The sequence below is a fragment of the Pseudomonas sp. A-RE-19 genome (genome assembly GCF_019956555.1).
GTDB lineage: Bacteria > Pseudomonadota > Gammaproteobacteria > Pseudomonadales > Pseudomonadaceae > Aquipseudomonas.
This window is the reverse complement of sequence record NZ_JAHBDQ010000008.1, coordinates 136,126-159,173: the sequence shown is the minus strand read 5'-3', so window position 1 is coordinate 159,173 and position 23,048 is coordinate 136,126. Positions and strand designations below refer to the sequence as shown.

General features: G+C 58.6%; 23 protein-coding genes. 7 read left to right on the top strand and 16 right to left on the bottom strand.

Annotated elements, in window-relative coordinates; genetic code table 11:
* Nucleotides 1-62: 62 nt before the first annotated feature.
* Both KGB14_RS06730 and KGB14_RS06725 read right to left on the bottom strand, forming a co-directional pair.
* On the bottom strand, nucleotides 63-1,808 hold the full coding sequence (locus KGB14_RS06730; RefSeq protein ID WP_223485040.1) for a phosphoethanolamine transferase CptA: 1,746 nt from the start codon (nucleotides 1,806-1,808) through the stop codon (nucleotides 63-65).
* 196 nt (nucleotides 1,809-2,004) lie between these two features.
* Nucleotides 2,005-2,187 (bottom strand): DUF6026 family protein, encoded by a 183-nt coding sequence (locus tag KGB14_RS06725; RefSeq protein WP_030130313.1) that lies wholly within the window; start codon nucleotides 2,185-2,187, stop codon nucleotides 2,005-2,007.
* Between the two features lie 272 nt (nucleotides 2,188-2,459).
* Between KGB14_RS06725 and gnd the strand changes: the two genes are divergently transcribed.
* The 3 genes from gnd to KGB14_RS06710 are packed head-to-tail and all read left to right on the top strand — an operon-like array spanning nucleotide 2,460 to nucleotide 5,778.
* Complete coding sequence (gene gnd / locus KGB14_RS06720; protein ID WP_223485038.1) at nucleotides 2,460-3,440, top strand: phosphogluconate dehydrogenase (NAD(+)-dependent, decarboxylating); 981 nt, start codon at nucleotides 2,460-2,462, stop codon at nucleotides 3,438-3,440.
* Complete coding sequence (zwf, locus tag KGB14_RS06715) at nucleotides 3,437-4,960, top strand: glucose-6-phosphate dehydrogenase (protein ID WP_223485036.1); 1,524 nt, start codon at nucleotides 3,437-3,439, stop codon at nucleotides 4,958-4,960. The genes gnd and zwf overlap by 4 nt, the downstream gene beginning before the upstream one ends.
* Entirely contained in the window at nucleotides 4,957-5,778 is an 822-nt protein-coding gene (locus KGB14_RS06710) for an HAD family hydrolase (protein ID WP_223485034.1), read from the top strand. Before zwf ends, KGB14_RS06710 begins: the two co-directional genes overlap by 4 nt.
* Nucleotides 5,779-5,902: 124 nt before the next feature.
* Here KGB14_RS06710 and nhaB read toward each other — a convergent pair whose 3' ends face one another.
* The 3 genes from nhaB to KGB14_RS06695 all read right to left on the bottom strand — a co-directional run bounded on the left by nhaB (nucleotide 5,903) and on the right by KGB14_RS06695 (nucleotide 9,318).
* A complete protein-coding gene (nhaB, locus tag KGB14_RS06705) occupies nucleotides 5,903-7,405 on the bottom strand; it encodes a sodium/proton antiporter NhaB (RefSeq protein WP_223485032.1) in 1,503 nt (500 codons plus the stop codon).
* A gap of 76 nt (nucleotides 7,406-7,481) precedes the next feature.
* Nucleotides 7,482-8,771 (bottom strand): hypothetical protein, encoded by a 1,290-nt coding sequence (locus KGB14_RS06700; RefSeq protein WP_223485030.1) that lies wholly within the window; start codon nucleotides 8,769-8,771, stop codon nucleotides 7,482-7,484.
* A 280-nt stretch (nucleotides 8,772-9,051) separates the two neighbouring features.
* Complete coding sequence (locus tag KGB14_RS06695) at nucleotides 9,052-9,318, bottom strand: hypothetical protein (RefSeq protein ID WP_223485028.1); 267 nt, start codon at nucleotides 9,316-9,318, stop codon at nucleotides 9,052-9,054.
* A 343-nt stretch (nucleotides 9,319-9,661) separates the two neighbouring features.
* Here KGB14_RS06695 and KGB14_RS06690 point away from each other — a divergent pair, with 343 nt between their 5' ends.
* Nucleotides 9,662-10,987: a sigma-54 dependent transcriptional regulator gene (locus KGB14_RS06690; RefSeq protein WP_223485026.1), complete on the top strand. Its 1,326-nt coding sequence runs from the start codon at nucleotides 9,662-9,664 to the stop codon at nucleotides 10,985-10,987.
* 69 nt (nucleotides 10,988-11,056) lie between these two features.
* Here KGB14_RS06690 and KGB14_RS06685 read toward each other — a convergent pair whose 3' ends face one another.
* The 9 genes from KGB14_RS06685 to KGB14_RS06645 all read right to left on the bottom strand — a co-directional run bounded on the left by KGB14_RS06685 (nucleotide 11,057) and on the right by KGB14_RS06645 (nucleotide 19,435).
* Complete coding sequence (locus tag KGB14_RS06685) at nucleotides 11,057-12,364, bottom strand: hypothetical protein (RefSeq protein ID WP_223485024.1); 1,308 nt, start codon at nucleotides 12,362-12,364, stop codon at nucleotides 11,057-11,059.
* 46 nt (nucleotides 12,365-12,410) lie between these two features.
* Entirely contained in the window at nucleotides 12,411-13,157 is a 747-nt protein-coding gene (locus KGB14_RS06680) for a hypothetical protein (RefSeq protein ID WP_223485022.1), read from the bottom strand.
* Between the two features lie 45 nt (nucleotides 13,158-13,202).
* Nucleotides 13,203-13,883: a C39 family peptidase gene (locus tag KGB14_RS06675; protein ID WP_223485020.1), complete on the bottom strand. Its 681-nt coding sequence runs from the start codon at nucleotides 13,881-13,883 to the stop codon at nucleotides 13,203-13,205.
* A gap of 65 nt (nucleotides 13,884-13,948) precedes the next feature.
* Nucleotides 13,949-14,890, bottom strand: coding sequence for a heme utilization protein (locus KGB14_RS06670; protein ID WP_223485018.1), 942 nt, complete (start codon nucleotides 14,888-14,890; stop codon nucleotides 13,949-13,951).
* A gap of 64 nt (nucleotides 14,891-14,954) precedes the next feature.
* A complete protein-coding gene (locus tag KGB14_RS06665) occupies nucleotides 14,955-15,539 on the bottom strand; it encodes an adhesin (protein WP_223485017.1) in 585 nt (194 codons plus the stop codon).
* A gap of 1 nt (nucleotide 15,540) precedes the next feature.
* Nucleotides 15,541-15,996 carry a hypothetical protein gene (locus tag KGB14_RS06660; RefSeq protein ID WP_223485015.1) on the bottom strand — a complete coding sequence of 152 codons (456 nt, stop codon included), beginning with the start codon at nucleotides 15,994-15,996 and terminating at the stop codon, nucleotides 15,541-15,543.
* A gap of 488 nt (nucleotides 15,997-16,484) precedes the next feature.
* Nucleotides 16,485-17,009 (bottom strand): AAA family ATPase, encoded by a 525-nt coding sequence (locus KGB14_RS06655; protein WP_223485013.1) that lies wholly within the window; start codon nucleotides 17,007-17,009, stop codon nucleotides 16,485-16,487.
* A complete protein-coding gene (pnuC, locus tag KGB14_RS06650) occupies nucleotides 17,006-17,569 on the bottom strand; it encodes a nicotinamide riboside transporter PnuC (RefSeq protein ID WP_223485011.1) in 564 nt (187 codons plus the stop codon). The genes KGB14_RS06655 and pnuC overlap by 4 nt, the downstream gene beginning before the upstream one ends.
* Before the next feature lie 231 nt (nucleotides 17,570-17,800).
* A complete protein-coding gene (locus KGB14_RS06645) occupies nucleotides 17,801-19,435 on the bottom strand; it encodes a methyl-accepting chemotaxis protein (RefSeq protein WP_223485008.1) in 1,635 nt (544 codons plus the stop codon).
* Nucleotides 19,436-19,727: 292 nt separating this feature from the next.
* On the opposite strand from KGB14_RS06645, the gene KGB14_RS06640 reads away from it, so the two are divergent.
* Nucleotides 19,728-20,558, top strand: coding sequence for an undecaprenyl-diphosphate phosphatase (locus tag KGB14_RS06640; protein WP_223485006.1), 831 nt, complete (start codon nucleotides 19,728-19,730; stop codon nucleotides 20,556-20,558).
* Nucleotides 20,555-20,986 carry a DUF1294 domain-containing protein gene (locus KGB14_RS06635; protein ID WP_223485004.1) on the top strand — a complete coding sequence of 144 codons (432 nt, stop codon included), beginning with the start codon at nucleotides 20,555-20,557 and terminating at the stop codon, nucleotides 20,984-20,986. Before KGB14_RS06640 ends, KGB14_RS06635 begins: the two co-directional genes overlap by 4 nt.
* Before the next feature lie 3 nt (nucleotides 20,987-20,989).
* On the opposite strand, the gene KGB14_RS06630 is transcribed toward KGB14_RS06635, so the two are convergent.
* Nucleotides 20,990-21,349: an MmcQ/YjbR family DNA-binding protein gene (locus tag KGB14_RS06630; protein ID WP_223485002.1), complete on the bottom strand. Its 360-nt coding sequence runs from the start codon at nucleotides 21,347-21,349 to the stop codon at nucleotides 20,990-20,992.
* Nucleotides 21,346-22,254 (bottom strand): LysR substrate-binding domain-containing protein, encoded by a 909-nt coding sequence (locus KGB14_RS06625; protein WP_223485000.1) that lies wholly within the window; start codon nucleotides 22,252-22,254, stop codon nucleotides 21,346-21,348. Before KGB14_RS06625 ends, KGB14_RS06630 begins: the two co-directional genes overlap by 4 nt.
* Nucleotides 22,255-22,383: 129 nt before the next feature.
* Between KGB14_RS06625 and KGB14_RS06620 the strand changes: the two genes are divergently transcribed.
* Nucleotides 22,384-22,995, top strand: a complete 612-nt coding sequence (locus tag KGB14_RS06620) for an FMN-dependent NADH-azoreductase (RefSeq protein WP_223484998.1) — start codon at nucleotides 22,384-22,386, stop codon at nucleotides 22,993-22,995.
* Nucleotides 22,996-23,048: the final 53 nt, after the last annotated feature.

Here is a 23,048-nt window from a genome sequence, read left to right as displayed (position 1 = left end):
GCTTGCCGGCGAAGGCGTCCTTAAGTGCGCCTTCGCCGGCAAGCCTGGCTCCTACAAAAGAATTACTGCTGAACGACTGCCGGGTCAGCAGGCGTGACTTTGGGCTTCATCAGGCTGAAGTCGATCAACGGCCGCTGCTGACGCTCATAAGGGTTACCAATCATCAATGGCCGAGGCTTGAAGCTGTCGCTGACCAGGCTTTTGCTGCGGTCCAGTTCATCGAAACTCAGGCCAGCCAGATCCGCCCAGGTGTGAATCAGCTGAGAACTGCTGTACGGCCGTCCGAGATCACTGGCAAAACTCCAGTCGTGGGTTTCGCGCCATTTCGGCGAGGCCCAGGCTATGAATGGAATGGTGTACATCGGTGCCGTCGGTTTGTTTTCGTTGCGGCCCAGGGTGTTATGGCCCGCGGAGTCGAAGACGTCTTCGCCGTGGTCGGAGAGGTACAGCAGGAAGCCGTTCGGATCTGCCTTGGCGTAATCCTTGATCAGGCTCGACACCACGAAGTCGTTGTACAGCACCGCGTTGTCATAGCTGTTGTACGTTGGCACTTGGTCATCACGCACGCCGTCCGGAACACCTTTACGGTCGGTGAACTTGTTGAAGGTCGGCGGGTAACGGTACTGGTAGCTCATGTGCGTGCCGAGCAAATGCACGACAATCAGCTTGCGTGGCGCCGCGTCAGCCAAAGCCTTATTGAACGGCTCGATCACGTCGCCATCGTACTGGGCGGCGTTCTGGTTGCGGTTGTTGTTCAGGTACACCTGCTCGTCGGCCTGCTCGGAGAAGGTCGTGAGCATGGTGTTGCGCTTGGTCATGGTCTGCTGGTTGGTGATCCAGAACGTCTTGTAACCCGCCTGTTTCATCATGCTGACCAGCGACGGCGTCGTCAGGAAGAGGTCCGGGTTTTCTTCGTCGGCGAACGTCAGCACCTGTTGCAAGGCTTCGATGGTGTAGGGGCGAGGCGTAATGACGTTATTGAAAACCGCCAGTTGATCCTTGAGTTTGTCCAGTTCCGGGGTGGTTTCCCGAGGATAGCCGTACAGGCTCATGTGCTGACGATTGGTGGACTCGCCGATTACCAGCACCAGGGTTGCCGGCTGATCGGCCATCGCATCCTTGAAGTTGCGCAGCGGTGCAATCTTGCTGGCGCTGTTGAGCATGTCTTGCATGCTGGCCAGGGTCCCGAGGTAACGGTGATAGGCCACGGCCATCTGCCAAGGCACGGCGGGCTCGATGCGGGTTTCGAATTTCTCGAAGCCGTCCGCCAGGCTGCCGGTTTGCGCAGTCTGCTTGATCAGCGGGTAACCGACCACCGCCAGCACAATCGCCGTCGCCGCGATCAACGCCTGGCCACGTGGCAGGTACACCGGACGCACGCGGGTCCAGAGGAAATACGCGAAGGCGGTATGGGCCAGGAACGCCAACACCATCCACCAGGCAAAGTACTGGGTCATGTACTCGCCCGCTTCAGACACGTTCGATTCGAACATGATGAAGATGACGCTCTGGGAGAATTCCTGCTGATAGATGAAGAAATAGCCGAGGCTGGCCATCGAACAGGCCCACAGCACCACGCCGATCAGCGCGGACATCGCTCGTGTCTTTTTGGGGAACAACAGCATCGGCGCGAGCCAGATGGCGCTCATCACAAAGGCCTGGCGGAACCCGGTAAAACCGGAAGTGCCCGTCAGTTGAATCAGTAGTTGGGTGATACCGGAAAAATACCAGAAGAACAGAAATAACCAGAGAAATCCTGCCCAATCAAAACCGCTCGCAGACGTTTTGCTGCGTTTAAACAAAGCCATTCAGCACTCCAGCCTGATGATTACTTCGGCCGTCGGCACTCTCCTTGTCACAGACGAACAGACGCCGCACGGATACCGAGCGGCCACAAGGCGCGGGAGTATCAACAAGCAAATGTGAAAACTTTGTGATTATCGGGCTGGAAGGCTTGCGGCAGAGCGGAAACAGCGGTGGCTGTTTCCGGTTCAAGCGAGGCGGTCAGGCGTGGGGAACACGTTGGGTGACGGGCAAGGGCTGAGCCTGATTGCCCTGGGTCAGCAGGCGCAATTGCGCGACTTCCCGCTTCAATTGGTCGCGTTCGTCTTTCAACTGGCGCAGTTCATCGCGACGGATCGTGACGTAAAGGGTTTGTGCTGGCAGTGCTGTGTGTACGGTGCCCATTGCTCACCTCGCAAATGGCTGTCTCAACTGTAAGCCCGCTCCGCAGATCGGGTGCTGACTTACTATCGGCGCCAATTTTGGTTTCTTTTGCCCCCGAAGGGAACTTTTTTATTTTTCATGGTCGTTGTGTCTTCGGTGCGATTACCGACGTTATCAATCAGGATCGGGCACAATGCCCGGAAACTATGTGCCAGCGCTCTGGACTAACCCTCATTAGTCGCGTTGGGCTATAACCTTTGACACACTTTATTTGTAGTAGGGAGCATCAGTACATGCAACTCGGGATTATTGGACTGGGCCGCATGGGCGGCAATATTGCGCGGCGCCTGATGCTCAACGGGCATACCACCGTTGTTTACGACCGCAATACCGCCTTTGTCGACACCCTGGCTGAAGACGGCGCCACCGGTGTTGCCGACTTGCCAGCCCTGGTCGCTGGCCTGGCCAAACCGCGCGCGGTGTGGGTCATGCTGCCCGCCGGCGCACCGACCGAAGAGACCATCGACACGCTCAGCACTTTGCTTGATGCAGGCGATACCATCATCGACGGCGGCAACACCTTCTATAAGGATGACATCCGCCGGGCGAAAACCCTGGCGGAGAAAGGCCTGCATTACATCGACGTCGGCACCTCCGGCGGCGTCTGGGGGCTGGAACGTGGTTACTGCATGATGATCGGCGGTGATGCCGAGACCGTGAAGCGTCTCGACCCGCTGTTCGAAAGCCTGGCCCCGGGCCTTGGCGACATCCCGCGCACCAAGGACCGCAAGTCCGATGACGATCGCGCCGAGCGCGGTTACATCCACGCAGGCCCTGCGGGTTCCGGCCACTTCGTGAAGATGATTCACAACGGCATCGAATACGGAATGATGCAGGCCTTCGCCGAAGGCTTTGACATCCTCAAGACCAAGGCCAGCACCAACCTGCCGGAAGATCAGCGCTTCGATCTGAACGTCGCCGACATCGCCGAAGTCTGGCGTCGTGGCAGCGTGGTCTCGTCCTGGCTGCTCGACCTGACCGCCGATGCCCTGGCCAGCGATCCGAAGCTCGACGGCTATTCAGGTTCGGTGGCTGACAGCGGTGAAGGGCGCTGGACCATCGAAGCCGCCATGGAGCAATCGGTGCCGGTACCGGTGCTGTCGAACTCGCTGTTCTCTCGCTACCGTTCGCGCGGGCAGGGCACCTTTGGCGACAAGATTCTCTCGGCCCAGCGCTTCGGCTTCGGCGGCCATGTGGAGACTTCGAAAAAATGACCCATGTGATCCGCAGGAAATCCAAGGCAGAACCCGCACCACCCACCACGCTGTTTCTGTTCGGTGCCCATGGTGATCTGGTCAAGCGCCTGCTGATGCCGGCACTGTACAACCTGAGTCGCGACGGTTTGCTGGGGAATGGACTGCGGATCATCGGCGTTGATCACAACGCCATCAGTGACGAAGCCTTCGCCAAAAAACTCGAAGATTTCATTCGGGCGGAAGTGGCGGCCAAGGTCGGCAAGGGCGATCAAGCCCTTGATCCGGCGTTGTGGGCCAAACTGGCGAAACACATCAGCTACGTCCAGGGTGACTTCCTCGACGAACGCACCTACGAAGCGCTGGCGGCGAAAATCGCCGCCAGCGGCACCGGCAACGCGATTTTCTACCTGGCCACCGCGCCGCGCTTTTTCAGCGAAGTGGTGCGGCGTCTCGGTGCTGCCGGGTTGCTGCAAGAAACCCCCGAAGCGTTCAGAAGGGTGGTGATCGAAAAACCGTTCGGCTCCGATCTGCATACCGCCGAAGCCTTGAACGCGTGCTTGCTCAAAGTGATGACGGAAAAGCAGATCTACCGGATCGATCACTATCTGGGCAAGGAAACCGTGCAGAACATTCTGGTCAGCCGGTTCTCCAACAGCCTGTTCGAAGCTTTCTGGAACAACCATTACATCGACCACGTACAAATCACCGCCGCCGAAACCGTCGGCGTGGAAACCCGTGGCAGTTTTTATGAAGTTACCGGCGCCCTGCGGGACATGGTGCCCAATCACCTGTTCCAATTATTGGCGATGGTGGCCATGGAACCGCCGGCGGCCTTTGGTGCCGACGCGGTACGCGGTGAAAAAGCCAAAGTTGTCGGCGCAATCCGCCCCTGGTCGACCGAGGAGGCGCGAGCCAACTCGGTGCGTGGCCAATACACGGCGGGCGAGATCGATGGCGAACCGCTGCCCGGTTATCGCCAGGAAGCCAACGTGGCGCCCGACAGCACCACCGAAACCTATGTCGCGCTCAAAGTGATGATCGACAACTGGCGCTGGGTCGGCGTGCCGTTCTACCTGCGCACCGGCAAGCGCATGAGCGCGCGCGACACCGAGATCGTCATTTGCTTCAAACCGGCGCCGTACGCGCAGTTCCGCGATACCGAGGTCGAGGAGTTGCAGCCAACCTACTTGCGGATCCAGATTCAACCCAACGAAGGCATGTGGTTTGACTTGCTGGCCAAACGCCCGGGGCCGGCGTTGAACATGACCAATATCGAGCTGGGTTTTGCCTACAAGGATTTCTTTGTCATGCAGCCGTCCACCGGCTACGAAACCTTGATCTACGATTGCCTGACCGGTGATCAGACGCTGTTCCAGCGCGCCGACAACATCGAGAACGGCTGGCGCGCCGTGCAGCCTTTTCTCGACGCCTGGCAACAGGACGCGACGGTGCAGAGCTATGCGGCCGGTGAAGACGGGCCACAGAGCGCTGACGAGCTGCTGACCCGCGATGGCCGCGTCTGGCACAGCGTCGGATGAGTGACGTGACGCAACACTCCATCCGTTTTCTGCTCAGTGACATGGACGGCACGTTATTGCTGCCCGATCACAGTCTCAGCCAGCGCACGATCGAGGCGGTCCGTGCTTTGCGCGAGGCCGGCGTGCTGTTCAGCCTGGCCACCGGGCGGCCACCCAAAGCCATGTTGCAGCAGATCGAAGCCCTGGGTGTCGACCTGCCGACAGCGGCTTTCAATGGAGGCACGATCGTAAACCCGGACGGCAGTTTGCTGGTGGCGCATTATTTGCCGGCAACGGCGGCGCTGACGGCTTTGGCGCTGTTTGCCGATCAGCCCGACATTGAAGTCTGGGTGTTCAGCAGTGACGACTGGCTGCTCAAAGATCCGTATGGCCCGATGGTTCCTCGAGAACAGCATGGCCTGGGGTATCCGCCGGTGGTGGTCGAGACGTTTGAGCCTTATATGGCGCGTATCGACAAGATTGTCGCCGCCAGCAACAACACCGAACTGTTGATCGAGCTGGAAGCGCAGTTGCTGCCCAAGGTCGAAGGACAGGCGCAGGTCTCGCGCTCACAACCGATCTATTTGGACGTGACTGCGATGAAAGCCAACAAGGGCGAGGCATTGGCGACTCTGGCCGAGTTTCTCGGGGTGCCGCTGGAACAGACCGCCGCCCTCGGTGACGGCGGCAATGACCCGGCGATGTTTCATCGCGCCGGGTTGTCGATTGCCATGGGGCAGGCGGAGGAGGCGGTGAAGCGGCAGGCCGATGTGATGACCGGGGCCAATACCGAAGACGGTGCGGCCCAGGCGATCGAGAAGTACATCCTCAAACACTGAACACACAACAGACTGTAGGAGCTGTCGAGTGAAACGAGGCTGCGATCTTTTGATCTTAAAAAATCAAAATCAAAAGATCGCAGCCTCGTTTCACTCGACAGCTCCTACAGTGAGTGTTGCGCTGTTACAACCAGTAGCTTACTGCGTACCAACCAAGAACACCCATCACCACGGTGTAAGGCAGCGCCATCCACACCATCCGCCCATACGACAGGCGAATCAGCGGTGCAATCGCCGAGGTCAGCAGGAACAGGAACGCCGCCTGGCCATTGGGCGTCGCCACGCTTGGCAAGTTGGTGCCGGTATTGATCGCGATGGCCAGGGTTTCAAAATGCTCACGGCTCATGTGGCCGGAGAGGAACGCCTGTTTCACTTCGGTGATGTAAATGGTCGCCACGAACACGTTGTCGCTGATGGCCGATAACAAGCCATTGGCAATAAACAACATGCCCGGCTGTTGATCTGCCGGCAGCGCCAACACCCATTGGATCAGTGGTACGAACAGTTGCTGATCGTGAATCACTGCCACCACCGCGAAAAACACCACCAGCAACGCCGTGAACGGCATGGCGTCTCTGAAGGCGTTGCCCAGACGGTGTTCATCGGTGATGCCGGTGAATGCGGTGATCAGCACGATCACCATCAAACCGATCAGACCGACTTCGGCGATGTGAAACGCCAGCCCGGCAATCAGAATCAGCGCCGCCACTCCTTGAACCAGCAACGCAGCGCGCTGGCGTGAGGTGCGTTCGGCATTGTCTTCGGCGGCGTAGTTGGCCAACACCGCACGCACATTATCCGGCAGCAGCGTGCCATAACCGAACCAGCGCAGTTTCTCCAGCAGCACGCAAGTCAGCAGACCGGCTGCCAGCACCGGCAACGACACCGGCGCCACATTCAGAAAGAACTCGGCGAAGTGCCAACCTATTTCATGGCCGATCAGCAGGTTCTGCGGTTCACCGACCAGCGTGCACACACCGCCCAGCGCGGTGCCGACTGCGCCGTGCATCAGCAAGCTGCGCAGGAAGGCGCGGAACTGTTCGAGGTCGGCATGATGAAGGGTAGGTAAATGCCGGTCGTCGCTGAACTCGCTGTCCTGGCGCGGATCGCTGCCCGAGGCGACGCGGTGATACACCGAATAGAATCCCACGGCGGCACTGATGATGACCGCCGTCACGGTCAACGCATCGAGAAAGGCCGACAGGAACGCGGACAGAAAACAGAACATCAACGCCAGCAGGGCTTTGGAACGAACCCCCAACAGCAGGCGTGAGAACAGAAACAACAGCAGGTCTTTCATGAAATAGATCCCTGCCACCATGAACATCAGCAGCAGGATCACCGGGAAGTTGTGCACCAGCTCATCATAGAGCGCCTGGGGCGTGGTCATCTTCAGCAGCAGTGCTTCGATCAGCAACAAACCACCGGGCATCAACGGATAACATTTGAGCGCCATGGCCAGGGTGAAGATGAACTCCACCACCAATAGCCAGCCAGCGGCCACTGGACCGACCGTCCATAACACCAGAGCGTTGAGAATCAGGAAGCCGACAATGCTCGCCTTGTACCAGCGGGGCGAGTGCCCCAGAAAGTTGTGCGCGAAGGCCTGGGCCATTGAACCGGACATCGGCTACTCCTTGTATTAAGAAGCGCGCAACTTGCCGTAAGCAGAAGGGAAGATCAAGCGCAGAAAGTACTTTGACTTATCCCCGATAGCGCACCACCACGGCACGGTAGTTTCCATCGAGCGAATAGCCCCCGACGACAATGCCACCGTCGGTCTGCACGGCCAGTGAAGTGGCGGTGTCCGGGCCGCGACTCAGGCGTGTGCGAACCCAGCCGATGCCCTTGCCAAAAGTGCGATCCAGCCGCCCATTGGGTAAGTGCCGGGCAACAATGAAATCGGCTTCAATGCCACCGACAGTCGCCCCGACGCTCAGCACACGACCATCCGGTTGAACCCCGGCGGCGCTCCAGTGGCAACCGCTGCGACCGATTTTCAGGAGCTTTGGCTGGCCACAGTTGCAGTGAATGTCCGGCCGACCATTGCTGTGAATGTTCAGGGCCAGGCAATGCATCGGCTCGCAACTGGTGCCGAAACACTGCAAGTCACCCTTTTCGTGCTGGAGGATCTGGCAGATCTGAGCGTTGCGACCTTGAGCCTTGAACGTCATGAAACCATCCTCGGCGAAACCGTCGTCCAGCTGGCCATCCCTGTGATAGCGAGCCAGCAAACCTTCCTCGGGGAAATTGATTGATCCACTCACCAGAATTCGGCCATCGCGTTGTATCGTCAGGCTTCTGAGCCAGGTATTCATCAGCAAGTGCCTGACCATGACAAAGCCGCGACCGTTGAAGGTGGAGTCCAGAGAGCCGTCGGCGTTGAGCCGTATCAGCATGCCGACGTGATCCGTCAGTTCGAAATGATGATTGGCCAGCAGCAGGATTCGACCGTCGTCCTGCACGCAGGCATCACAGGTTTCGCCGCCCGGCATACCGGGTGGTAGCGATGCACCGCGAGCGCCCAGAGAAAGATCACCCGGCAGGCGCACCACGCGGCGTCCATTGTCGCCAAAATGCGCGACCGGGTGGCCTTGCGAGTCAAACATCGCCAGGGCCGGCAGCGTACGGCGAGCATTTTCATAGTGCAGGCCGGCTACCAGAATGTGCCCGTCGGCCATCACCCGCACGGTGGCCGCCATGGCCTCGTAACCACATTCGAACTGCCCCATGATGCTGCCTTGCTTGCCGAATGCCAGATCCGCCGAGCCATCTTTATGCAGGCGAGCCAGACCGAAGCGGCTGCCGCCTGGCGTACCTACCTTTGCCGCCACCAGCAACCGGCCAGCGGGGTCAATCGCGACGCCGTTGGCCATGCTGGAAGTACTGCCAGCGAAATACACTTGAGCCTTGCCGCCGACAGCGAAGTTCTTATCAAGTTGCCCGGCGTCATGGAGGGTTGACGTCAAGGCAAAAGCGCTCTGGATGGGCATGCACGCATCTCCTTCTCAGTCGACGTTATCCGGTGCCCGGATGGCGACTGATGAGCAAAACATTCAATCCCTCAATGGCGCGGCGCACAACTGTAATAACGCTCTGCAAGTGCGTCGTTTTGTGCCAGAACAGTGTCTTTTCGAACCACTGACAAGCGTGCCAGGTAATTTAGCGTGTCAGACGTCTCAACAGGTGGGGGGGGGTGCAGCTGGCTGCAGGAAACAGTCAACTAAGGGGAAGAGGGGACGCGGATTACCGGGCGGTAATCCGCGAAAACGCTTAGTGCGGCATGGACCACGATTGCAGCGTGTAACCTTCCTCACTCAACTCGGCACGGGCTTGTTCCAGCAAGTGTTCGAGTTGCTCTGGATCGGAATAGGCGCTGCTTGGAATTTGTTTGCGGCTGATGCGAGTGTTAGTGCGATCGATGATGGTCAGGCTGAGCTCGCCATTGCCGTCTTGTGGTGCCCAGGCCACGCATTGAAAGGGTTGGAATGCGCGGTCGGCAATCAAAAGAGCTTCGTTGATACGGAGCGGGGCGTTCATGGGATCTTCTCTCTATATGCCCAATCAAGTGATGTGCCGGCGGTTGGGCTTACCGTGCGGCTGGTTACTTGTACTGATGTCCTCAACCGGGGTGTGGGTCACACAGAATCAGAAGAAATTTCAACTTTCTTTCAGGGAGCAGGCATTTCCGGTGTTTTTGAAAGCGGAATGAAAGGTTCAACTCGTTAGGCAACTAAGCAACAAACTACTTATAACTAATAAACCAATACCTCTATAAGCAAACGATACAAGCTTGCGTCAAATTCTTGCTAGTGTTACAGCCAAGACCGCCAAATGACTGTTTTTAATAATATTTCCTTAAATTTGGCGCCAAGGAACAGTCATGATCGAAGCGCCTGCCTTTCGACGTCTTTTAGTAGTGGATCCTTGCGACGACTGCCACCGTTTGCTGCCGGGTTTGCGCGCTGTAGGCTGGGATGTTGACAGCTGTACCCTGGAAAACGCCATGGAACGAACTTGCGACGTCGGCCTGTTGCGCTTGCAGCCGTTTCATCTGCAACGCCCCGAAACGGTCAAGGAATTGATCACCCATAGCGGTACCGAGTGGATCGCGGTGCTCAATCAGGAAGTCCTGCGATTGCAGAATGTCGGGGACTTCGTCTGCGAATGGTTTTTTGACTTCCATACCTTGCCGTTTGACGTCTCGCGGGTCCAGGTGACGTTGGGGCGAGCGTTCGGCATGGCTCGCTTGCGCGGGCAGGGCACGGTTCATATCGATCAGCCTGAACACGAATTGCTCGGCGACAGCAAACCGATTCGTGAACTGCGCAAATTACTGAGCAAACTGGCGCCGACCGAATCTCCGGTGCTGATTCGCGGCGAGAGCGGGACCGGCAAGGAGCTGGTCGCCCGCACCCTGCATCGACAATCCCAGCGACACGACAAACCGTTCGTGGCGATCAACTGCGGCGCGATTCCCGAACACTTGATCCAGTCCGAGTTGTTTGGCCACGAGAAGGGGGCCTTCACCGGCGCTCATCAGCGCAAGGTCGGGCGAATTGAGGCAGCCAACGGCGGAACGCTGTTTCTCGATGAAATCGGCGATTTGCCTCTGGAACTGCAAGCCAATCTGCTGCGCTTCCTGCAGGAAAAACACATCGAGCGTGTGGGTGGTCATCAGCCCATCCCGGTGGATGTGCGGGTATTGGCGGCCACGCACGTCGACCTTGAGGCGGCCATTGAAAAGAAGCGCTTTCGCGAAGATTTGTACTATCGCTTGAATGTTCTGCAAGTGGTCACCGTGCCGCTGCGTGAACGTCATGGCGATCTTTCAATGCTGGCCAACCACTTTTCCCACTTCTACAGTCATGAAACCGGCCGTCGTCCTCGCAGTTTCAGTGAGGACGCGCTGGTCGCCATGAGCAAGCATGACTGGCCAGGCAATGTCCGTGAATTGGCCAACCGGGTACGGCGCGGTCTGGTACTGGCTGAAGGACGGCAGATCGAGGCACGTGACTTGGGCCTGATCAGTCAACACGCCACCGTTATGCCAATGGGTACCCTTGAAGACTACAAGACCCGCGCCGAACGCCAGGCGCTGTGCGATGTGTTGAATCGACACAGCGATAACCTGAGCGTCGCCGCCAGAGTCCTGGGCGTATCGCGGCCGACCTTTTACCGATTGCTGCACAAGCACCAGATCCGCTAGGGCGGTGAAACAAAAAAGGCCCACGGCGATTGATATCGTCGCGGGCCTTTTCCGTTTACGAGAGGCGGTTCAGAAGTAATACGGGAATTTCAGGCTGAAGGAAAAGTCCGGTGCATCGTCCGTTATGCCGATGGACAGGTTGGGGACGATGGTCAGGTTGTCTGAGGCCGCGATGGTCATGCCGACGTTGAAGTAACCGGCGTTGGCATCGCTGGACACCACGGACTCCCAGTCTCCGCCATCTGGTTTGAGCTTGCTTTTGCGTTGCACCAAGTCAGACATCGAGAACGACATACTCATCTTTTCGTTCAGCGCGAACGCGATGCCCGCGCCGATCTGGAAGCTGTCGCCGATCCGCACTTTGCCCGGGACTTTCTGATTGACAGTGGCGCTGATGTCGTCGAAGGATTCTTCGAAGTTGTGGGTATAGGACAGGCTACCGAACAGGACCGCCGGGTCGAAGGTCTTGACCAGCGAGATGCCGGGGCTGATCGACCAGACGCCGTTGCCGGTCGGCAGGGTGTCAGGCACGAACAGGTTGGTATTGGCGTCGCTCTGGTGCAGCTTGATGCCGAACGGGTCCTTGCCGGTTGGCGCCTTGACGCGCAAGGTGACCACGGCGTCCGGAGTGCTGACCGATTCGTCCATGAACTTGTAGGCAATGCCGAAATTGACGTCGCCCAGCGTCGGATCCCGGGTCACGGTTTCTTCACTGGTCACCCCCGCGGCACCGTTGTTGGCGCCGCCGGACTGATAGGTCGATTCGCGGTACACCACCGGCACGTTCAGGTCGAACTGCCAGCGATTGGCGAAGTTGTAGCGGCCGGTGAGGTCCAGCGTCCAGGTGTCGGCCTTGATCCGGTCCAGGTTGATGTTGCCCAGGAAGATCGAATCGAGTGCGAGGAAGCCGTTGAGGATCAGCTGGCGGGAGTCATAGCGCGAATAGGTCAGCCCGGTTTCGAGGCTGAACTTGCCGCCGCCGAAGAACCCGCTGGCCTCGTCATACAGGTTGGAAACACTCTGGGCCGGTTGAGAATCATCCGCCAGCGATTGCCCATATGAACTGCCGCTGCCCCCGGCGGCGCCTCCCGAAGCAGCGGCCGCTCCCGTGCCGGTGGCCACTTGCGGGTTGCCTCTCATGTCCGCGGGTGATTTGGCCAGACGTTTAGGCGGTGCCGCCGCCGGTTGTTCCTCCACCTGGCGGACCCGTTGTTCGAGTACCGCCAGGGCTTTTTGTTGTACTTCGTATCGTTGCTTGAGCTCCATCAGCTCCTGTTTCAGAGCCTCTACATCCGCATCGGGTGCTGCTTGCAGCAGCGCCGCGGGAAACAGAGTGCTCAGACAAACGACTGCGCGCAGTGATACTGACCGATACATGATAAGCCGCCCCCCATGACGCTCAATGATCGAGCATCAGCGTAGTTCAATATCCCAGGCTGTGTAGTGCTTTGAGTTGATTCAGATTGCAGTTGACTGCTCCGGCATTTCGGCCGTTGTTGTTAAGCACCACATTAAGTTGCGTCAAGTTATTGACCCTGTTGCTGTTGCCCAGAAGCCGGGTGTTCTGTACCAGCCCCCCCTGGGCCACCTGTTGCATGGCCGTGCCTTGATTGTTGCTGGCCTGGATGGCTGTTTGTACGCCACCACCGGTGGCCGCCACCGCGACGCTACCGGCGGCATTGCTGTCGGTAATGGTTTGCCCGCTTGTCAGCACCTGTCCTTGGGCGGGACTCGGCGCCGGCGCTTGGTTGGCCTCCTGGACGTTGATCGCGACATTGTTGTATGCGGTATTGCCGTCACCGGCGGCGCGCACAGTTTGAGTGACACCCTGGGTGGTGGTGAGTCCGGCGCCACCGATTACATTTCCGGTGCCCGATGTCGGCGTACTGCCGTTACCGGTTTCTTTAATGGTCGACACGTAAAATTGCGGCTTTACGGTAGTGGCCTGGATCTGCATCGATGTCGCCACCCCGATCAGGTCGCCACTGGCATTGCGCCAGGTGCTGCTCATGATGATGCCGAAGCTGATGATCCGCCCCGGCATGACATAACGACCGCGTAGCTCGGCGAGCTCCTGGTCCTTGAGTTCGATGGGTTTGAATCCTGCATTGGCATAACCCGATGCGCTTGCTGCCAGGCAAGCGGCGGCCAGCCAGTATGAGGTTTTCATCTGCTGCTCCCGGGGCATCCGGCCCTCTCTATCATCAGTGGGCGATTAGAAGAAGTCGCTCTGTATGAAGCCAAAGTCCATCAATTCGGCATCTTTGACCGGGTTGAACGTATCCAGCTTGTTCTTGGCCGTCAGCGGTTCCGGTGGGCTGCGCAATGCATTGGTTTTGTCGTAACCGGGACCCACGATTGCGAAGACAATGCCGTTCCAGCCTTTGACAAAGTCATCATGGGCGAAGCGTTTGTGCCCCAGCACCGGGTCGCCGATATAGACCCAGTCCTTGTCCGCGCGCTGCAACACCACAAAATGCTTGTAGCCACGAATTTCCATCAGTACCACCACCGGAATGGTCACCGCTTCGAGTTTCTCGGGCGGTATCCGGTAGCCACGAGCGCGCATGCCGATGGCTTCTATGTAGCGCTTCATGTCCAGCATGGAAAAACCTTGAGTACGGACAAGGTTCTGGTCTGCATTGACCAGCATGCCTTTGATGATGTGCTCCTCGTCGACGTCGAGCCAGTAAGCCTGGCGCAGCACCGTGGCCAGTGCGGCGGCGCCGCAGCTGAAATCGGTTTTCTGTTCGACGATGTCGCTGAACTTGCGCTCACGCACACTTTGCACCTGCTTGTAGATCAGCACGCCGCCCGGCAAGGCGGCCACCGGCATCTGCGCCGCCTGAGTCAGGCCACACAGGCACAGCAGGGCAAAAAAGGCTGTCGTACGCATGATCGATACGCCTTGGGGGAACCGTGGAAAAAAGCCCCGTTGCCGGGGCTTCATTTCGATCGCGATTACATGCAGGCTCTGCAGCCGGCAGCGATGGACAGCGAGTTGCTTTGCTGGTTGCCCACACCCGCCGACACGTTGGCACCGCCGTTGCCGGAGAAGCTGTTCATCGAGTTGGTCATGGAGGCGTTGTTCACGACCGGGTTTTTCCAGCCGTCTGGAGTCAGCACTTGATGGGTGGTGACGCCAGCCAGATCGAAGGTGCCCACAGCGGTGAATTTGAACTTGTCGTCACCTCTGTGACCCCAGCCACTATCGTCGATCGTCCCGGTACCTTTGGCCTTGAAGCTGCCTGAGGAGGTAGTGGTATCGGTGAGCGTGTTGATGACGTGGGTCCGGTCAGCTTTGTTGTCTACATCCAGACCGGTGGTTGACTGGTAAGCATCAGCCGAGGCTGTTGCCACGCGCCCGCCAGACACGGCAATTGCCAGGTTGTTTTTCTGTTGGTTGAAGTTGCCGGCAGTCACGTTGATGCCAATGTTGCCGGAGCCATTGTTGCCAGCATTGTTGAGCGTGGCGTTATTTTGAGTAGAGCGGTTTTTAACGTAATTGTTGGTGTTGTACTGATACGCGGTGGAGGTCGCCTCGGCAGAACCGAAGATGAAACTTTCATCAGCGGTAGCCAGCGCCGCGGCGTTGTCTTGTTGGTTGCCATCGCCACCCGCAACGTTGGCGCCCATGTTGCCGTTGGAGCCGTTGAGTGAGTTGTCAGCTTCGGCAGTGTTTTCGGTGCCTTGGTTGAGTACCGAGTTGCCGCTGCTGTCCTGTGTATCCCCTACATAGGCGCTTGCGGCGGAGTCGATGGAGAGTTGTTGTTCCCAGGTGGGTCCTGTGGGCCCGTGATGGTGGTGATCGCGGTCGTGATCGTTATTGCCGGCTTGTGCCGCCATCGCCATGACGGCTGCCAGGGCGAAAACCAGCGGCTTGAGTGCCATTGTGGGTTTCATGGTGTTTCTCCGTGCTTATTAGTTGGTTAAGTGTTGGTTACTTTCTAATCGCACTGCGTTTGGGTCAGTCAGCGACCCGTATGCTCAGGGTGTTAGCCATTCGGTTCCCCACCCCGGCACTCTGGTTCACCTGAATCACTCCTCGGCTGCCGGTGAAGGCCTGGTCGCTTGTCACGACCTGGCGACTGCCTTTTGAAGCGTCAGTTGCCCCTGAGCTTGGTAGCAACGCCACGTTCTGTTGAGAAAGGGCGCTATCGTCGACGCTTTGCGGCGCAGCACTGATGCTGATGCGCATTGCGTTGGCCATCTGGTTATTGGCCCCGGCGCCCTGGTTGACACCCAGTGCACCGTTGCCATGACTGAAAGAGGTGCCGCCGATGGTGGCCGTCGCGTTCATCGACGGGTTGGCGGGTGTGTCGAGTTTCTGGATTACGCGAGTGGTCGCCGAGGCATCGGTGCCGATGGCGATAGCGCGGGTGTTGGCCTGTTGCTGTTGATCGCCGGATGCCTGGTTAACGTTGAAGTTGCCTTTGTACCGGGCGCCGGAATCCAGGATGCTGGCGGTGTTGACCACCGGAACGCTGGAGTCGGCCACGGCGCTTGTACCTACACTGGCGAGCAGGGCGAGCAGGATCAGGGAACGGCTCATGTCATTGACCTCCCGCCAGTCTGCCCAACGGAGCAAGGCCGGAAGTCATGGAACGGTTGATGGTTCCCGAAATCGCGCCACCACTGCCGCCCCCGTGACCGGCGCTCATGCCGGGCATGCCGTTGGGATTGGTGATGACACTGAGGCTGCCAGGCACACTTGCACCGTTTTGGTTGATGTTGTTGCGGATGGACGAACCGCTCGCCACGCTGGCGAACTCACCATCGCTTAACTCGGTGTTGCTGAGTGTCGTGTTGACACGATCCGAAGGGTTGGCGTTGACAGTGGTCGGGTAGGGGTCTTTCTGAAACGGCGGCCTGCCGACGGTGTGGGGCTGTACATCACGAGTGAGCACAATGACGCCATTGCCTTCAGCCTGAACGTTAAAACTGAGTACCGAACCGGCGGCACATCCGAGCAGCAGGAGGCGCGTCAAGCCTCTATAAAAAGTCCCCACGGCGGCGATTCCTTCTTTGATGTGGGCTGGCCCTAGTCAGCCTTGTGAAGGAGAGAGCGAAAGCTGTGCCGCTTTTTGATTGTTGTTTTGATTCAAAGGGTTATCGATCAAGGCGAGGGAACGATAACGTGAGGTGTTTCAGGTCTGAGACAACCGCCCGGGCGGCAATGGGATAAGGGATCATAAAAGCTCTGGATCCAAGCTGTGTTCGGGGATGTATCAGCTTTTTAACACATCGCATGACAAGAAGATGACGGGCGTTGAAACGGGCTGTTCGAGAGGGGAGGTGTGTTTCAGAAACGGACGCATTTGCAAAAATACCGCAACAAATGCTGGAGTATTTGGCCGGTGCCCGTCAGTTCAGCGCAATCAGTGTGGGAGCGGGCTTGCTCGCGAAGACGGCGGCACAGCCAATATTGATGTCGCCTAACACACCGCTTTCGCGGGCAAGCCCGCTCCCACAGGGATTGGTGTTGGTTCTAATAAGGTCAGCGTCCGAGCAGCAGAGTGACGGCTTGTAATGCCCGAACCCGGCGTTCTGCCCAATCGCCCTGAACCACTTGAACAGGCTGCCGATGCTGTTCCAGCCATGCCTGGGTCGCGTTGAAAAAAGCCCGGCGTTCATCGAGTTCGGGCTGGCAACGCTGACCGTCATCGGTCCAGTCGACCTGTTCGGGTGACAGCAGCAAATGCAGGTCGTACTGCCGGGCCAGCAGTGCCTGCTCAATCCAGGTCGGACAATCGCCGAACAGGGTCTGGCTCCAGAGGATATTGCTCAGCAAGTGAGTATCGAGAATCAGCAATCGTGGCTTCAGGGCGCGGGCTTCGTCTTCCCATTGCAGCTGGCCGCGAGCGATTTCGGGGATGTCGGCGGGGCAGGTGTCCCGCGCCTGCTGCTCGATGAACCAGCGCACGTATTCGCCCACCAGCACGCCGCCGAATTGCTGTTGCAGTTCGGCGGCCAGCCAGCTTTTGCCACTGGATTCAGGGCCTGTGAGTACCAGAACCTTCATGTGCGCAACGCCGGGTCGGCACGCCATGTGCGCCAGCCTTGCACGGCCAGCAGCGCAAATAATCCATAGAGGCCAGCGGTCAGGTACAGCGCTTTGTAGATGAACAGGCCTACAAAAATGATGTCCAGTGCGATCCACAGTGGCCAGCATTGCAGACGTTTTTGCGCCATCCATAACTGCGCCACCAGACTGAAGCCGGTCAGCGCGGCATCGAGCCAGGGTTGGGCGGCATCGGTCCAGTGAGCCATTGCGGCGCCCAGCAACAGACTGCCAAGCGCGCCGATGGCCAGACCGAGCGCGATTGATTTCCCATCGAGCGTGCTGACTTGCCGCTTGCCACGAACCGCGTCCGCACGAGTCCATTGCCACCAGCCATAAAGCTGCAACGCGGCGTAAATCACTTGCAGCAGCATGTCCGAATACAGCTTTACCTCGAAAAAAATCCAGCTATACAGCAACACCATGACCAGACCGATTGGCCAGCACCAGGGGTTCTGTTTGACTGTCAGCCAGACGGCAATCACACCGAGGGCGGCGGCAAACAGTTCAAGCCCGGACATGGAGGTTCCTTGGTGTCGTAAAAATGAGGGGGGCGAATTGTACCCGGATTGTGGGTAATGGGCTTGTTGCGAGGAATGAGGTTTGCCAATGGCAGCCAGTCAAACGCAATACCTGTAGGAGCGAGGCTTGCCCGCGAAGAACGATGACGCGCAGTACCTGAAAAACCGCGGTGCGTTCTTCGCGGGCAAGCCTCGCTCCTACAGGGGGACAGTGCCAGGTACGGAGAAGAGTTACACCCGAAACTGCTTGAGCAACCCGTTCAACTGTTCACTCAATTCCTTGAGGTGAACGCTGGCCACGCTTGACTGCTCGGCCGCCAGTGCCGTGCTATGAGACAACCCGGCTGCCTGGGTGACGTTCTGATTGATGTCTTCCACCACGTGGGCCTGCTGCAAGGTCGCGCTGGCAATCGATGCGTTCAAGCCGTTGAGGTTGCGCAAGGCCTGGCCGATGGCATTCAGGCTGGCACCGGCCAGACCGGCCTGTTCAATGGTCAGTTGCGAGGCCCGGCTGCTGTCGCCAATCACCTTGACCGCCGCTTCGGAATGGCTTTGCAGGCGTTCGATCATCGACTGGATTTCTGCCGTGGACTTCTGGGTGCGCTGGGCCAGCAGGCGCACTTCGTCGGCGACCACCGCAAAACCGCGACCTTGTTCGCCGGCCCGGGCGGCTTCGATGGCGGCATTAAGGGCCAGCAGGTTGGTTTGCTCGGCGATGGAACGGATCACTTCCAGAACGCTGCCGATTTGCGTGCTTTCGGCGGCCAGTGTGCGAATCACCTCAACGGCTTGATCGATGGTCGACGACAGCTTGTCGATCTGCTGCAAGCTGCCGTCGATATTGACCTGCCCCTGTTGCGCTTGAGACTCGGCATCGCGCATTTCGCTGGCCGCATGCTCGGCGTTTTTGGCTACGTCCTGCACGCCGTAAGTCACTTCGTTGATCGCGGTCGCCACCAGTTCCATCTGCTGGGACTGCTGCTGACTGCGTTGTTGGGCCTGCGCGGCATCGTTGCCCAGTTCGCTGGATGACTGACCCAGCGCGCTGGCGCTGGCTTGCAACTGACTGATCACCAGGCGCAGTTTGGCGGTAAAGGCGTTGAAATGCCGGGCCAGTTGCGTGACTTCGTCCTGGCCATGGGTATCGAGGCTGCGGGTCAGGTCGCTTTCACCGCTGGCAATGTTGGCCATGGCATTCACGGTTTCCTGGAGCGGGCGCACGATGCTGCGGGCAATCATGATCACCAGCAACGCCATGATCAGGGCAATCACCAGGCCCACGAAAGAGGCCTTCCAGACCTGAGTATAAAACTCGGCTTGCATGTCATCGATGTACACGCCCGAGCCGATCACCCAGCCCCAGGGCTCGAACAGTTTCACGTAGGAGGTTTTTTCCACCGGTGCACTGGCGCCCGGTTTCGGCCAGCGGTAGTCGACCATGCCGGCGCCCTTGGCCTTGGCGATGGCGACCATCTCGTTGAACAGCGCGAAACCGTCCGGGTCGCGGATCGTCGAGAGGTTCTGGCCTTCGAGCTTCGGATTGGTCGGGTGCATGATCATGACGGGCGTCAGATCGTTGATCCAGAAATAGTCATTCTGGTCATAACGCAAACCGCGCACGGCGGTCAGTGCCTGTTTTTGCGCGGCGTCGCGGGTGAGGGTGCCGGCGGTTTCCAGGCTGTGGTAGTAGGTCAGGATGCCACTGGCGGTCTGCACCACATGCTGGGTTTTCTGAGCCTTGGCATGATAGAGGTCGTCGTGAATCTGCTTGAGCATCAACACGCCCAACGTCAATAGCATCATCACGGCCACGATCAGGATGAGCCACAAGCGTCGGCTGATCGAGACACTGCGCAAGCTGTTCATAACGCGGTTACTCCGGTTTCTTGTTCTTGTCATAAATGATCGCCAGCATCCAACCACACTTTGCCGATCGGGCCTATCCGACTCAGGTCCTATTCCGCAGCAGCGAAAACAGGGCGTGTCTGATAGGATTTCGGCCCCGCGCGAAAAAACCTGAGTTCCAGTTTGTTTTTCACGGAATTTTTACGGTTTTGTGGGGATCTTTGTGCGCGCGGGATGTCAGCTACGCTGATCGCAGTGAACGCTCAAAATATATTAACGGGGCATGCCTGGGGCATTGCTTCTTGGGGGATTGATGGATCTTTGGACGGCCTTTCAGGCATTGATTTTAGGCGTTGTAGAAGGGCTGACGGAGTTCTTGCCCATTTCCAGTACCGGGCACCAGATCATTGTGGCGGACTTGCTGGATTTCGGTGGTGAGCGGGCCATGGCCTTCAACATCATCATTCAGCTCGGGGCGATCCTGGCGGTGGTCTGGGAGTTTCGCCGCAAGATCTTCGATGTGATCATCGGTTTGCCGACGCAGCCCAGCGCTCGACGCTTTACTGCGAATCTGTTGATTGCCTTCCTGCCAGCGGTGGTGTTGGGGGTGATTTTCGCCGACCTGATCCACAAGTACCTGTTCAATCCGATTACCGTGGCCACCGCATTGGTTGTGGGCGGGATCATCATGTTGTGGGCTGAACGTCGCCAGCATGTCGTGCATGCCGAAAGCGTCGATGACATCACCTGGAAAGAAGCCCTGAAAGTCGGCTTCGCCCAATGCCTGGCGATGATCCCGGGGACCTCGCGTTCCGGCTCGACGATCATTGGCGGTTTGCTGTTCGGGTTGTCGCGCAAGACGGCCACCGAGTTCTCGTTCTTCCTCGCCATGCCAACCATGGTCGGTGCGGCGGTGTATTCGGGCTACAAATACCGTCATTTGTTTGTGCCGGCTGACTTTCCGGTATTCGCCATCGGCTTCGTCACCGCTTTCATCTTTGCAATGATTGCCGTGCGGGCCTTGCTCAAGTTCATCGCCAGCCACAGCTACGCAGCGTTCGCCTGGTATCGCATTGCGTTCGGTCTGGTGATCCTCGCCACCTGGCAATTTGGCTGGGTCGACTGGACTGCGGCCAAGCCATGAACGACTCCAGCGCGCGCAACAACAACCCCGGTCGCAACTCCGGGGGAGCCATTCAAAACCTACGGTTGAAACTGCTGGTGTTCGCTGCGCTGTGCGCAGTGCCGTTGTTTGGCTCGGTGTCGCTGTGGCTGCGCGGGGTCTCGGTGATTCCCCTGGCGGCCTACGGCATCGTTAGCGTGCTGGCGTTTTTGCTGTACTGGAGCGACAAGCGCAAGGCCCGCGCCGACAGCTGGCGCACGCCGGAGAACGTCTTGCACGCGGTGGAACTGGCGGGTGGTTGGCCGGGCGCCTTGCTGGCCCAGCAAGTGTTTCGGCACAAGACCCGCAAGGTTTCCTTTCAGCTGGTGTTTTGGCTCATCGTGCTGATGCATCAAGTGTTCTGGATCGATCAGCTGTTTCTGGGCGCCCATCTGTTTGCGCTGTTTTAAGGCCTAAAGCAGCAAGCCGACCTGCGTGCGTTTGGGCAACTTGCTCACCACCAGTTGGTGGGACCGTTGCAGCAAGCCTTGCAGCTCTTCGGTGCCCAGCGGGTAGGGCGTTTCCATGATGATCCACTGAGCCCGGGCCAGATACGGCGCCGGGTGAATGCCTGGTCGGTCGCAATGGCCCAGGAACAGGTCCTTGTCGACCTTGAAGGCCAGGGACTGTCCCCGCAGGTTCTGCAAGGCGAACATCTTGTTCCCGGCAATCGAAAACACCCGCACGCCGCCCCATTTGTAGTCTTCCCGCGCGCCGGGCAACGCCAGACAGAATTGCGCGACGTCTTCTTCGCTCATGGGTCTTGCCTTCATATCAATCGGTCCCCGCAGTCATTGAATGATTCGATCAAATGGTCGATCCAGGCGCGCACCGCCGGCATCACCCCGCGTCGATGAGGGTAGACCGCTTGCAGCCAGCCGCCCGGCAATGACCAGCCGGGCAGGAGTCGCACCAGCGAACCGTTTTCCAGCTCCTGCTCGCAATACATCATTGGCAGCAGAGTAAAGCCCTGGCCATTGAGGGTGCAGGCTTTGCGCACGATGAAATCGTCGATGCCCAATCGTGCTTCGAGACTCAGGTCGTAGCTTTTGCCTGTTTGATCCAGCATGCGGATGTGCACCATGCGGTCGGCTTCCAGAGCGCCGAGCACTGGCAGGTTTTTCAGGTCTTCGGGATGATTTATGTCACGGCCGAGCAGAAATGCGGGGCTGGCAACCAACAACGTTTGGGCCTGACGCAGGCGGCGGGTGACCAGCAATGGATCTTCATCACCCGGATCCCGCACTCTCAAGGCGACATCGACGCCTTCGTTGATCAGGTCAACCCGACGGTTGAGCAACATCACCTCCAGCTGAACCTGAGGGAATTTCTCCAGAAAGTGACTGATTACCCCAGGCAAGATTTCATGGGCCAACCCGACGGGGCAGGACACTCGCAAGCGCCCTCGGGGTTCGCTGGACATGCTGGCCACTGCTTCGTCGGCCATCTCGGCCTCCAGCAGCATGGCCTGACAGTGCCGCAGGTAGCGCTCGCCCACGGCGGTCAGGTTGAGTTGGCGGGTAGTGCGTTGCAGCAGGCGTGCGCCCAGGCGTTCTTCCAGCTCGGCGATGCGTCGCGACAAGCGTGACTTGGGAATCCCCAGCAAACGCCCGGCCGCCGCGAAGCCACCGGCTTCGACCACTTTGGCGAAGTAATAGAGATCGTTGAGGTCTTGCATGTTCAAACTCGACTGTTCTATCAGTGAGACGAACTATCGCATTATTGCTGGCTAATCAGCTATTGGTTTCGTCTATAGGATTGTCTCCAACAGATCGCCGGGTGGCGGTCCTCACCTTGGAGATTCCACATGAAATTACTGCATATCGATTCGAGCATTCTGGGTGACAACTCGGCTTCCCGTCAGTTGAGCGGCGAAGTCGTCAAAACCTGGCAAGCCGCCGAGCCCGGCGTTGTGGTGACTTACCGCGACCTGGCCGCCGATGCCATCAGCCATTTCTCCGCCACCACCCTGGTCGCCGCCGGCACCGCCGCTGAGCTGCGCAACGCCGCGCAACAGCACGAAGCCGATCTGAGCGCGCAGGCGCTGGCCGAATTCATCGCCGCCGATGCCGTCGTGATTGCCGCGCCGATGTACAACTTCACCATTCCGACCCAACTCAAGGCCTGGATCGACCGCATTGCCGTGGCCGGCCAGACTTTCCGCTACACCGAAGCCGGCCCTGAAGGCCTGTGCGGCGGCAAAAAAGTGGTCATCGTTTCGACGTCTGGCGGTTTGCACGTTGGCCAACCAACCGGCACTGCTCACGAAGACTATCTGAAAGTGCTGTTCGGCTTCCTCGGCATCACCGACATCGAGTTCGTCCGCGCCCATGGCCTGGCCTACGGTGATGAAGTGCGCACCAAAGCCATGAGCGACGCCCACGTGCAGATCAGCGAGCAATTGTTCGCTGCCGCGTAAGGCTTGCGTAAAAGTCGTAAACAGCTCAGGCAATACCCCTGAAACTCTGTATT